Below are 12,574 nucleotides of genomic sequence, written 5' to 3' on the forward strand. Positions count from 1 at the left end.
TCAGGATCCAAGCACCAATTTTCAAACAAGGACCCAATTGTCAATGACCAAAGGATCCAAACGTGGCCTCGGACACTCAAAGCGCCCCGATTCGTTTCGGTTACTTAAAAATTCGGTCATTGGGATTTGTTTGTAAATTGGTGCTTGGAATTTCGAATTTACGGGGCCGCCGAGGCCCGCGCAGAGTTGTTCAGAGGTTCCCTAGATATCCAGGTTCGACACCTGCAAGGCGTTGTCTTCGATGAAGGCGCGGCGGGGTTCGACTTCGTTGCCCATCAGGGTCGAGAAGACTTCGTCCGCGGCCACGGCGTCCTCGATATTGACGCGCAGCAGGCGGCGGGTTTCCGGGTTGACGGTGGTATCCCACAGCTGTTCGGGGTTCATCTCACCCAGGCCCTTGAAGCGCTGGAAGCTGCGGCCCTTGCGCGATTCGTCCATCAGCCAGTCGAATGCCTCGGCAAAGCGGGTGATGGGTCTGGCGTTGTTGCCGCGCTCGACACGGGCGCCTTCCTCGAACAGGTCGTGAACCGCCTCGCCGACCCGGGCGAGATGGCGGTATTCCGGCGAGTTGAAGAACGAGGTATCGAGCACGGTGTCCTGCACCACGCCCTGGCCGTAGCGCGAGATGGCAACGCCGCCGCCGCCGAGTGGCTTGATCTTCCAGCTCACCCCCGCGGGCGTGACCTTCTCGAGCCGCGCGACCAGGCCCTCGGACCAGGAATCGAAACCCGATTCTTCTGAAAATGGTTTAAAATCAACAAGTTGCTCTATAACGTCGGGGTCGTAGCGCAGCTTGAGCCGCTCGCCGACCAGGCGCGCCTGCTGGAAATTCTTGAGCAATTCTCCCAGCGCGGCGGCGTCGATCGGCGGTGCGTTCTCGGACGGGAACAGGCGCGCGCCGTCGAGCGCGCGATCGAGCAGGTAGCGGTTCATCTCCGCTTCGTCCTTGAGGTACCACTCCTGCTTGCCCTGCTTGATCTTGTACAGCGGCGGCTGGGCGATGTAGACGTGCCCGCGCTCGATCAGTTCCGGCATCTGCCGGTAGAAGAAGGTCAACAGCAGCGTGCGGATATGCGAGCCGTCGACGTCGGCGTCGGTCATGATGATGATGCGGTGGTAGCGCAGCTTTTCCACGTCGAACTCGTCGCGACCGATGCCGGTGCCCAGCGCCGTGATCAGCGTGCCCACCTCGGCGGAGCCGAGCATCTTGTCGAAGCGCGCCTTCTCCACGTTGAGGATCTTGCCCTTCAGGGGCAGGATGGCCTGGTACTTGCGGTTGCGGCCCTGCTTGGCCGAACCGCCGGCGGAGTCACCCTCGACGATGAACAGTTCGGACAGCGCGGGATCCTTTTCCTGGCAGTCGGCCAGCTTGCCCGGCAGGCCGGCGACGTCGAGCACCCCCTTGCGGCGGGTCATGTCGCGCGCCTTGCGCGCCGCCTCGCGGGCGCGGGCCGCCTCGATTACCTTGCCGACGATCGCCTTGGCATCGTTCGGATGCTCGAGCAGGAAGTCGCGCAGGTGCGCTGCCAGCGCCGACTCGACCGCCGGCTTGACGTCGGAGGACACCAGCTTGTCCTTCGTCTGGGACGAGAACTTGGGATCGGGCGCCTTGACCGACAGAACGGCAATCAGGCCTTCGCGGCAATCCTCGCCGGAGGTCTGGACCTTGGACTTCTTCGCCAGGCCCGATTCGTCGATGTAATGATTGATGGTGCGCGTGAGCGCGGCGCGGAAACCGGCCAGGTGGGTGCCGCCGTCGCGCTGCGGAATGGTGTTGGTGAAGCAGAACACCGACTCCTGGTAGGCATCCGTCCACTGCAGCGCGGCCTCGACGGTGATGCCGTCGACGTCGGCCGAGAAGTGCAGGGGGTTGGGATGCAGCGGACTCTTCTTGTCGCTCAGATGCTGGACGAAGGAACGGATGCCGCCTTCGTACATGAAGCGATCCTGCTTGCCACTGCGCTCGTCGATGAGCTCGATCTGAATGCCGGAGTTGAGAAAACTCAGCTCGCGCAGTCGCTTGGCGAGGATGTCGTAGTGGAATTCGACGTCCGTGAAGGTCTCGGTGCTGGGGGTGAATCGAATCTCGGTGCCGCTGCGCGTGCTTTCGCCGGTCGTCGCCAGCGGCGCATCGGGAACGCCATGGGTATAGCTCTGGTACCAGCGCTGCGCCTGCCGGTGGATGACCAGTTCGAGTTTTTCGGACAGGGCATTGACCACCGACACGCCCACGCCGTGCAGCCCGCCGGACACCTTGTAGGAATTGTCGTCGAACTTGCCGCCGGCGTGCAGCACGGTCATGATCACTTCCGCCGCCGAGCGGCCTTCTTCCTCGTGCAGGTCCACCGGTATGCCGCGGCCGTTGTCGGAGACGCTGACCGAGCCATCGCCGTGGAGAATCACGCGAATGCGGTCGCAGTGACCCGCCAGGGCCTCGTCGATCGAGTTGTCGACGACCTCGAACACCATGTGATGCAGGCCGGTGCCGTCATCGGTGTCGCCGATGTACATGCCCGGCCGCTTGCGAACGGCATCCAGGCCCTTGAGGACCTTGATGCTGGTTGAGCCGTAATTGTCTTGCGCCATGCGGATGCGGTTTCCAGGAAGATTTGCGCGCGACCGACGAGCGGAAAGCCGCCCGCGGAACTCCAACGCATGATTATATCACCGACGTTCGACGCGGCCCTGTTCCACGTGGAACATCCGGGCGGACACCGGTGAGTCGGTCGTGGCGGTGATCCAGCTCTGAACGGCTTCGCGCTCGAGCCACCGCAGCAGGGCGTCGAGGTGCGGGGCATCGAGCTCGGAAACGGGGTCGTCCACCAGTAGCAGGGGGCGCAGGGCCTGGCCTTGTGACAGCAGCCGGTACTGGGCCAGCAGAAGCACCACGGCCACCAGCTTCTGTTGCCCGCGCGACATTTCCGCCGCGGCCCGGCCATCGCAACTCAGCACAAGCTCGGCCCGATGGGGGCCGTGCCGCGTGAAGCCACGCTCGCGGTCGCGGTCGCGTTGCTCGCTTAGCAGCCGACCCAGCTCGGCCTCGCGCGGATGGCCCTCGCGATAGTCCATGCGCAATGCGCCTGGGAGATGAAAGCCCAGCTCGGACTGGACGGCGGCGACAAAGGCCGAAAGGCGCTCGACCAGGCTGCGCCGCGCAGCTCCGATCCGCTCGGCCCCGCGCAGGAAATCCGGCTCGAGCGCGTTGAGCACCGAATCGGGGGCTTGCGACTTCAACGCGGCGTTGCGCTGTCGGAGCAGGCGGGCGAAGCGCTGCCAGTCGGGCAGGTAGGATTGTTCCACGTGGAACAATTGCCAGTCGAGGAACTGTCGGCGTCGCTCGGGCCCGCCGTCGATCAGCGCATGGCTGCCGGGTTCGATCAGGGTCAGCGGCAGCAGGGCGGCAAACTCGCTGATGCGCCCGCAGTCCCGCCCGTCGATCCGCCCGCGCCAGCCTTCGGTATCGCGCTCCACCCCCAGCCGGTTGCCGCCGTCCGCGCGCCGGGCCACGACCGACAGGGCATCGGCCTCCTTCTGGATCACGCGGGAAATGCGAGCGGAGCGGAACGAACGCCCGCGCGCAAGCAGGTAGATGGCTTCGAGAATGCTGGTCTTGCCGGCCCCGTTGGGACCGAAGAACCAGTTCATGCCGGGCGCCGGCGTCAGCTCGAGGGGTTCGAGATTGCGAACCCCCCGGATCGACAGGCGCTCCAGGCTCAAGAGCTCACAGCTTCAGGGGCATGACGACCTGGCGCACGGCCTCGGTGTCCGGGTCGGTGATCAGGCAGGAGCTGTTGGCGTCCTTGAGCGAGATGGAAACCTTTTCGCCTTCCATCGAACTCAGCGCGTCCATCAGGTAGTTGACGTTGAAGCCGACCTTGAGCTTGTCGAAGCTGTGCTCAGCCTCGATTTCCTCGGTGGCTTCTTCCTGCTGCGGGTTGTGCGCGACGATGCGCAGGGTATCCGGGAGCATCTCCAGGCGCACGCCGCGGTATTTTTCGTTGGACAGGATGGCCGCGCGCTGCAGGGCGTGGGTGAACTCGTCGCGCTCGACCCGCATCGGCTGCTCGCTCAGCAGCGGAATCACCGCTTCGTAGTCGGGGAAACGGCCGTCGATGAGCTTGGTGGTCATCACGATGCGCTCCCGATCGACCCGCAGGAAACCCTGTCCGAGCATGATCTTGAGCGGTTCATCGATGTCCTCGAGAATCCGGTTGAGTTCCATCACGCCCTTGCGCGGGACGATGACGCTGCGCACCTCGCCGTCGATCGGCGCTTCCGTCTCGGCCAGGGCCAGGCGGTGACCGTCGGTCGCCACGGCCCGCAGCTGCCCTTCGCGGAACTCCAGCAGCAGGCCGTTGAGATAGTGGCGAACATCCTGCTGCGCCATGGCGAACGAGGTCTTCTCCAACAGCCAGCGGAAACGGCCCTGGTTGATTTCGTAGACCTGTTGCGTTTCGGCCTGGTCGCTGGACGGGAACTCGGTGGCGGGCAAGGTGGCCAGGCTGAACCGACTTCGCCCCGCGTGGACGGCCAGCTTGTCCTCGTTGAGCTGAACGTTGATCTGAACGCCTTCCGGCAGGGCCCGACAGATATCCACCAGCTTGCGCGCCGGTACCGTGATCGCGCCGGTCTGGGCCACTTCGGCCTGCGCCCGGGCCACCACCTCGACCTCCATGTCGGTGCCGGTAATGCGCAGTCCTTCGTCGACGGCTTCGATCAGGAAATTGGCCAGAACCGGCAGCGTCTGCCGTCGTTCGACCACGTTGACCACCTGGGAGATCGGCGCCAGCAGCGTCTCACGTGGAATCGAGAACTTCATGATTGCTCCTTCATGTCGAGGCAGTCGGATGACTGTTTCTGTTTTTGTTTATAAAAAGAAATAAACAGTAGTAGTAGGGCCTGTTGAAACTGTTGATAAAACTTTTTTCCCTTATGTTTCAATTGCTTACCCTCTATACCCGTCTGTGGGAACTGGCGGTGGAACCTGTTGAGCGATTGTGGATAACTTGCCTGCGAAATTTTGTCCACAGCTTTTCAAGCTTCTCCCCACAACTTGTTCCGGCCGATGCTCAGCTCGTCAGTTCCCGCGTCAAACGGGCGTGTTCTTCGCGCAAACGCCCGTCAGACTCGCATAAACTCTCGATTTTACGACAGGCGTGAAGCACTGTCGTGTGGTCGCGGCCTCCGAAGGCGTTACCGATCTCCGGCAGCGAATGTTCGGTCAGGCCCTTGGCCAGGTACATCGCCATCTGGCGCGGCCGGGCGATGGAGCGGCTGCGCCGGCGCGACAGCAGGTCGGCCACGCGCAGCTGGTAGAAGTCCGCGACCACCTTCTGGATGTTTTCGATCGTGATCAGGCGATCGTGCACCGCCAGCACGTCGCGCAGAATCTCCTGGGTGTACTCGAGGTCGATCGAGCGCCCGGAAAAGCGCGCGTTGGCGATCAGCGAATTCAGCGCCCCTTCCAGGTCGCGCACGTTCGAGCGCATGCGCCGGGCGATCAGGAAGGTGACGTCGTCGCTCAGCTCCAGCTCGCGCTCGCCCGCCTTCTTCTGCAGGATCGCCACGCGGGTTTCGAAGTCGGGCGGCTCGATCGACACCGTCAGGCCCCAGCCGAAGCGCGAACGCAGCCGCGCCTCGATGCCGTTGACCTCCTTGGGGTAACGGTCGCAGGTCAGCACGATCTGCTGGCGTGATTCGAGCAGCGCGTTGAAGGTGTGGAAGAACTCTTCCTGCGAGCGATCCTTGCCGGCGAAGAACTGGATGTCATCGAGCAGCAGGGTATCGACCGAGCGGTAGCGCCGCTTGAATGCGTCAATGCTGTCGCGCCTCAAGGCCTGGATCATCTCGCTGACGAACTTCTCGGCGTGCAGGTACATCACCTGCGCCTTCGGATTGGCCTCGGCAATGAAGCGCCCGGCGGCGTGCAGCAGGTGGGTCTTGCCCAGGCCCGTCGAACCGTAGAGCAGCAGCGGGTTGTAGACGGTACCCGGGCTGTTCGCCACCTGCCTGGCGGCGGCGAAAGCCAGCTCGTTGGATTTGCCCAGGACGAAGTTGTCGAAGCGGTAACGATCATCCAGCCCCCAGGAGCCGCCGCCGCGCTCCGGTCGCTGTTCGACGCGCGCCTCCCTGCGCGAGCCGACCTCGATCGTGACGGCATCGCGCTCGAAACCGTGGTAGGCGAAAAACTCGCGCATCATCTCGAGGTAGTGCTGGCGCACCTGGTCGCGCACCAGGTCGTTGGGCGCGCTCAGGCGCACCCGGCTGCCACCGTTGTCGTCGAATTCGAGCGGACGAATCCAGGTATTGAGTTCCTCCAGCGGGATCTGGCGTTCCAGGCGCTCGAGGCATTGCTGCCAGAGCTCGGTCATTGAACGGTTCTGCGACGACTCGGTCATAAGCTGCTCAGTCTAGTCTGCATCGAGGGCAAATTCACCCCGCGCCGCGGCCGCCGCCGCACGGGGCGCGGCCGGGTTTCGGGACGGGCTCAAAACGTTGACATAAAAGCGCCCTGAGGGTTATGCTTGATGTCTTTTGTTGGGCTACTCTGCGCGGTTCGCCGCCGCAGGGTCGTATCGGCGTGTCCGGCCAGGGTCGGAACCGGTTTCGAACAAGCCCGCCATTCTATCGCCAACAGTTTACGGATTCGGTCATGAAACGGACATTCCAACCTTCCAGAATCAAGCGCCTTCGTCGTCACGGTTTTCGTGCCCGCATGGCCACCAAGTCGGGTCGCGCCATCATCAATGCGCGCCGTGCCAAGGGCCGCAAGCGCCTGGCCGCCAACCCGGGTCGGTAAATTCCAGGGCCAGTGGCATGGCGGCATCGCCTGCCTCGAACCGCGCGCCTGCTCAGCGGTGCGCAGTTCAAGGCCGTGTTTGCCGCCCGCCGCTCCTGCGGCAACGAATTCTTTCGGGTTCACCACGCGCCCTCGGATCAGGCGCGGCTCGGCATGGCCGTATCGCGCCGGGTTTCCAAGCGCGCGGTCGACCGCAACCGTATCCGCCGCCAGATTCGGGAATCCTTCCGATTGCGGCGCGAAAGCCTCGAAGCCCGGGACTACGTGGTCGTGGCCCGGTCGGCTGCCCGCCAGGCCGACCGCCGCGCACTGAGAGACAAGCTCGAACAACTTTGGCAGCGGTTTAGCGACAACTCATGAATACGCGCAGTTTCCTTCTACTTCTCATCGGCCTGCTGGGCTTCATGGTCTACATGGAGTGGCAGAGGGACTATGCGCCGCCGCCGCGACCGGCGGCCGAAAGCGAGCAGCCGGCGTCCAGCGCCGACGCCGGTGAGGGCGCCTCGGCCGATGCCGGCCAAGGCGCCACCACCTCCGCCGACCCCGGTGACGTGCCCGATGTGCCGGACTTCGCCGACGATGAAGGTGAAGAAGCTTCCGCTGCCGATGTGCCCCAGGCGCAGTCGGAAATCAGCGCCAGCCGTCGCGTCACCATCGATACCGATGTTCTCAACGTCGACCTCGATGCCAACGGCGGCACCCTGGTCGACCTGCGCCTGAAGGACTACCCGGTCAGCGTCGACCGACCCGACCAGCCCTTCGTGCTGCTCGTGCAGGACCTTCCGGAACTGTTCGTGGCCCAGGCCGGCCTGGTGAGTGCCGGCCAGCCGGCACCCAATCACCGCACGCGCTGGCAGTTCGATCAAGACTACTACGAGCTTCAGCCGGGCCAGGACACCCTCGAAGTTCCCCTGACCTGGCGGGATGAATCCGGCCTGGAAGTCGTCGCCACCTGGACCTTCCATCGCGGCAACTACGTCATCGACCTCGAGATCGAGGTGGTCAATGCGAGTGAGGAAGACTGGGAAGGCGCCCGCTATGTCCAGCTGCAGCGAACCCGCCCCGACATGAGCGAGGCCGGCTGGGCGTTCACCAACCCCGAGCGATTCAGCTACAACGGCGCGGCCGTCTACTCGCCCGAAGACGCCCTGACCAAGCGCGGCTGGGACGACCTGTCGGACAAGCCCTACCAGGCCACGCATGAAGGCGGTTGGGCCGCCATGATCCAGCACTACTTCCTGGCTGCCTGGATTCCGCCCGAAGACCAGCGCCACCGCTATACAACGCGCGAAATCAGCAACGGTCAGCTGCCGCGCTACCTGCTGGCGGCGACCTCGCCGCAGGTCACCGTACCCGCCGGCGCGCGCCACAGCTTCAACGCCCGACTGTTTGCCGGTCCCAAGCTGCAGAACCGCCTCGACGAAGTCGCCCCGGGCCTGCGCCTGACCGTCGACTACCGCTTTTTCACCATCATCTCGCGTCCGCTGTTCTGGGCGCTGGACAAGATTCATGCCCTGATCCAGCACTGGGGCTGGTCGATCGTGGTGCTGACCCTGCTGATCAAGCTGCTCTTCTACAAGCTGACCGAAGCGCAGTTCCGCTCGATGGGCAAGCTCAGGAAACTTCAGCCGCGCATCCAGCAGCTCAAGGAACGCTACGGCGACGACCGGCAGAAGTTCGGTCAGGCCATGATGGAGATCTACAAGAAGGAGAAGGTCAACCCGCTCGGCGGTTGCCTGCCGATCCTTGTCCAGATTCCGATCTTCATCTCGCTGTACTGGGTGTTGCTCGAATCGGTCGAGCTGCGCCAGACCTCGTTCCTGTGGGTGCCCGATCTGAGCCGTCCGGATCCGTACTTCATCCTGCCGGTGCTCAACGGTATCTTCATGATCGTCACCCAGCGCCTGATGCCGGCCGCCGGCATGGATCCCATGCAGCGCAAGATCATGCAGGGCCTGCCGGTGGTGTTCGCGTTCCTGTTCGCCCTGTTCCCGGCCGGGCTGGTGCTCTACTGGGCAACCAACGCCGGCGTGTCCCTGGCGCAGCAGTGGTACATCCTCAAGCGCCTGGACAAGGAAGAGGAACGCAAGAAGCGCTAATACCGCGCGCCGCTCACCTGGCGGCCGCGGTGCCCGAAGATGCGTTACGGCCTTTGGCCTTCACGCATCCTACGTTGCTGGGGTTCGGCACGGGTGTCGTAGGATGCGTGGAGCGAAGTGCAACGCATCGGGACGACGTTGCGGTATGCCTCCGAAGATTGACGTTTTTGCCACCCGTTGGCTGATGCGTTACGGCCTTCGGCCTTCACGCATCCTACGCTGCTGTGGTGTGGCAGGGGAATCGTAGGATGCGTGGAGCGAAGCGCAACGCATCGGGACGACGTTGCGGTATGCCTCCGAACATTGATGTCTTCGCCAATCGGTGGCTGATGCGTTACGGCCTTCGGCCTTCACGCATCCTACGCTGCTGTGGTGTGGCACGGGTGTCGTAGGATGCGTGAAGCCAAGCGCAACGCATCGGGACGACGTTGCGGTACGCCTCCGAAGGTGGCTGATGCGTTACGGCCTTTGGCCTTCACGCATCCTACGCTGCTGTGGTGTGGCAGGGGAATCGTAGTGTCGTAGGATGCGTGGAGCGCAGCGCAACGCATCGGGACGACGTTGCGGTATGCCTCCGAACATTGATGTCTTCGTCACCCGGTGGCTGATGCGTTACGGCCTTCGGCCTTCACGCATCCTACGATGCTGTGGTGCGGCACGGGTGTCGTAGGATGCGTGGAGCGAAGCGCAACGCATCGGGACGACGTTGCGGTACGCCTCCGAAGATTGACGTTTTTGCCACCCGGTGGCTGATGCGTTACGGCCTTTGGCCTTCACGCATCCTACGCTGCTGTGGTGTGGCACGGGTGTCGTAGGATGCGTGGAGCGAAGCGCAACGCATCGGGACGACGTTGCGGTTCCCCCGCACATCCACGCCTTCGCCACTCCCCCTGCGATCGATCGCGCGTGGCAGAATCGCGTTCATGAATGCATCGGTCGATACCATCGTCGCGATCGCCACGCCGCCCGGTCGGGGCGGGGTGGGGGTGGTTCGCCTGTCCGGGCCGGAGAGTCTGGACATTGCCGGGAAGCTCTGCGGCGACCTGCCGCCGGCCAGGCAGGCGGGGCTTCGCGTGTTTCGCGACCGCGACGGGCAAACGCTCGACTCCGGCCTGGTGATCGTCTTTCCCGGTCCGGGCTCGTTTACCGGCGAGGATGTGGTCGAGCTGCAGGGGCACGGCTCGCCCGTCGTGCTCGAGATGATCCTGGCCGCCTGCGTTGCATGCGGTGCGCGCCGGGCCGGGCCGGGCGAATTCAGCCAGCGCGCCTTCGTCAACGACCGCATGGACCTGGCCCAGGCCGAGGCGGTGGCCGACCTGATCGCGGCGGCGACCGACACGGCCGCGCGGGCCGCGCACAGAAGCCTGGAAGGCGCCTTTTCGAAGGAGGTCGATGAACTCGCTGACGCCCTGGTCGAACTGCGGATCTGGGTCGAAGCCGCGCTGGATTTTCCCGACGAGGAAATCGACTTTCTCGCCGATGGCCAGGTGGCCGAGCGGGTGGCGGCCCTGCGCGCGCGCCAGGAGACGCTGCTGGCGCGCGCCGGTACCGGCCGGCTGCTGTCGAGCGGCGTGCGCATCGCCATCGTCGGGCGGCCCAACGCCGGCAAGTCGAGCCTGCTCAACGCGCTCAGCCGCCACGACGCCGCCATCGTCACCGAGGTGCCCGGCACCACGCGCGACGTGCTGCGCGAAACCATAACGATTGCGGGCTTGCCGGTCACCCTGGCGGATACCGCGGGCATCCGCGAGACCGCCGATCGCATCGAGACCGAAGGCGTTCGCCGGGCCGAGCGGGAAATGCACGCCGCCGACCTGATCTTCTGGGTCGTCGACGCCAACGACCCCGACGCACAACCCCTGCCGGGCCTGCCCGAATCGGTTCCGCTGATCCGCATCGACAACAAGATCGACCTCATCGGCGAGTCGCCGTCGCGCGAGGGTCGTCACGTGCGCCTGTCGGCGATGACCTGCGAGGGGCTGGACCTGCTCGAGCAGCTGGTGATCGGCGAACTGGGCCTCGACGAGGCCGGCGGCGGTGAATATTCCGCGCGCCAGCGCCACGTCGACGCCATCGATGCCGCCGGCGAGCACATCCGCCGCGGCGAGGCCGAACTGTCGTCCAGCGGCTCGGGCGAACTGCTGGCCGAGGAGTTGAGACTGGCCGCCGAAGCCCTTGGCGAGATCACCGGCCGCATGAGCTCCGACGAACTGCTCGGTCGAATCTTCTCGAGTTTCTGCATCGGCAAGTAGTGCGCGGGGTTTGCCGACGCCGGGCCGGCAGGCCTATACTCGAACGTCACGAGCGCATCTGACAAAGAGGGTGGTGGAATGCACACGATTCGACAGATTATTGCCGAAAAGGGTGACCAGATCTGGTCGGTCGGCCCCGAAGACACCGTTTACGACACCATCCGGCTGATGGCGGCCAAGGGAATCGGCGCCCTGATCGTCCTGGACGGCGAGAGCCTCCACGGCATCATTTCCGAGCGCGACTATGCCCGCAAGGTCATCCTGGAGGGCCGGTCGTCACGCGACACGAAGGTGGGCGACATCTGCTCCAGCCCCGCGATCACCATTTCTCCGAAGGCCTCGGCCGAGGAAGGCCTGGCCCTGATGACGAGCAAGCGCATTCGTCACCTGCCCGTGGTCGAGGGCGATCAGTTGCTGGGCGTCGTCTCCATCGGTGACCTGGTCAATGCCGTCATCGGCGATCAGCAGAACCTGATCGAGCAGCTCGAACGCTACGTCACCGGCTGACCCCGACCCAGGGGGAAGACGATGCCACTCGAACTCGAACATGCCGCCGCGGTCGCCCGGGCACTCGGGCTGGACGAACACGGCCTGCACGTGGAACCCCTTCCCGGCGGCGATATCGCCGATGCGTCGCTCTTGCGTGCCGCCGACGCAACCGTCTTTCTCAAGACCCTGCCGCTTGCGCAAGCCGGCCTGCTCTCGGCCGAAGCCGACGGCCTCGAGGCGCTGCGCCAGACCGCCACCGTCCGTGTTCCGCGCGTCATCCAGCGCGGCATGCAGGACGGTTTCTCCTGGCTGGCGCTGGAGTATCTCGACCTGGACCAGCGCAACGCTGGCGCCGACGAGCGCCTGGGCCGCCAACTGGCCAACCTGCATCGCCATACCGGAGACGAATTCGGCTGGCACCGGAACAACTACATCGGACGTACGCCGCAAACCAACACGCGCATCGACGACTGGACCGTGTTCTTTGCCGCTCACCGGCTGGGGGCGCAGTTCGATCGCTTGCGCCGGACCCATCCCGACGAGGGCTGGCAAGCGCTGAAAAACGAAGTCATCGCGTCCTGGCAGAAGGTATCAGCACAGCACCAACCCGAACCCTCCCTGGTTCACGGCGATCTGTGGCGCGGCAACGCCGCCGTCCTGGCCGACGGCACGCCGGTCATCTTCGATCCGGCCGTCCACTACGGCGATCGCGAGTGCGACCTGGCCATGGCGCATCTGTTCGGCGGTTTCGACGACGCCTTCTACCAGGCCTACAACGAAGCCTGGCCCCTGCCCGAGGGCTTCGAAGTCCGCCGGTTCTTCTACAAGCTCTACCACATGCTCAACCACGCCAACCTCTTCGGCGGCCCCTACGTCGAGGCTTCCGAGCAGCTGTGCCGACGTATTCTGAAAGAGTGAGGGAATTGTCGGCCCGG

At 64.5% G+C, this 12,574-nt stretch carries 10 protein-coding genes; 6 read left to right on the forward strand and 4 right to left on the reverse strand.

All coding sequences use genetic code 11. From position 1 onward, the window contains the following. Positions 1-201: 201 nt before the first annotated feature. The 4 genes from gyrB to dnaA all read right to left on the reverse strand — a co-directional run bounded on the left by gyrB (position 202) and on the right by dnaA (position 6,371). Entirely contained in the window at positions 202-2,586 is a 2,385-nt protein-coding gene (gene gyrB / locus ACDC67_RS13495; protein WP_376693950.1) for a DNA topoisomerase (ATP-hydrolyzing) subunit B, read from the reverse strand. 78 nt (positions 2,587-2,664) lie between these two features. Continuing rightward, positions 2,665-3,717 (reverse strand): DNA replication/repair protein RecF, encoded by a 1,053-nt coding sequence (gene recF / locus ACDC67_RS13500; RefSeq protein ID WP_376693952.1) that lies wholly within the window; start codon positions 3,715-3,717, stop codon positions 2,665-2,667. Positions 3,718-3,721: 4 nt separating this feature from the next. Beyond that, positions 3,722-4,819 carry a DNA polymerase III subunit beta gene (gene dnaN / locus ACDC67_RS13505; RefSeq protein ID WP_376693954.1) on the reverse strand — a complete coding sequence of 366 codons (1,098 nt, stop codon included), beginning with the start codon at positions 4,817-4,819 and terminating at the stop codon, positions 3,722-3,724. A gap of 250 nt (positions 4,820-5,069) precedes the next feature. Continuing rightward, entirely contained in the window at positions 5,070-6,371 is a 1,302-nt protein-coding gene (gene dnaA, locus ACDC67_RS13510) for a chromosomal replication initiator protein DnaA (RefSeq protein ID WP_376693956.1), read from the reverse strand. A 281-nt stretch (positions 6,372-6,652) separates the two neighbouring features. On the opposite strand from dnaA, the gene rpmH reads away from it, so the two are divergent. The 6 genes from rpmH to ACDC67_RS13540 all read left to right on the forward strand — a co-directional run bounded on the left by rpmH (position 6,653) and on the right by ACDC67_RS13540 (position 12,557). Next, positions 6,653-6,799, forward strand: coding sequence for a 50S ribosomal protein L34 (rpmH, locus tag ACDC67_RS13515; RefSeq protein WP_376693957.1), 147 nt, complete (start codon positions 6,653-6,655; stop codon positions 6,797-6,799). Positions 6,800-6,811: 12 nt separating this feature from the next. Next, positions 6,812-7,159 carry a ribonuclease P protein component gene (gene rnpA / locus ACDC67_RS13520; protein WP_376693959.1) on the forward strand — a complete coding sequence of 116 codons (348 nt, stop codon included), beginning with the start codon at positions 6,812-6,814 and terminating at the stop codon, positions 7,157-7,159. After that, positions 7,156-8,898, forward strand: a complete 1,743-nt coding sequence (gene yidC / locus ACDC67_RS13525) for a membrane protein insertase YidC (protein WP_376693961.1) — start codon at positions 7,156-7,158, stop codon at positions 8,896-8,898. Before rnpA ends, yidC begins: the two co-directional genes overlap by 4 nt. A 923-nt stretch (positions 8,899-9,821) precedes the next feature. Continuing rightward, a complete protein-coding gene (gene mnmE, locus ACDC67_RS13530) occupies positions 9,822-11,150 on the forward strand; it encodes a tRNA uridine-5-carboxymethylaminomethyl(34) synthesis GTPase MnmE (protein WP_376693962.1) in 1,329 nt (442 codons plus the stop codon). 78 nt (positions 11,151-11,228) lie between these two features. Then, on the forward strand, positions 11,229-11,657 hold the full coding sequence (locus ACDC67_RS13535; RefSeq protein ID WP_376693963.1) for a CBS domain-containing protein: 429 nt from the start codon (positions 11,229-11,231) through the stop codon (positions 11,655-11,657). Between the two features lie 21 nt (positions 11,658-11,678). Further along, positions 11,679-12,557, forward strand: coding sequence for a fructosamine kinase family protein (locus ACDC67_RS13540; RefSeq protein WP_376693964.1), 879 nt, complete (start codon positions 11,679-11,681; stop codon positions 12,555-12,557). Positions 12,558-12,574: the final 17 nt, after the last annotated feature.

Source organism: Wenzhouxiangella indolica, from assembly GCF_042310355.1.
Lineage (GTDB): Bacteria > Pseudomonadota > Gammaproteobacteria > Xanthomonadales > Wenzhouxiangellaceae > Wenzhouxiangella.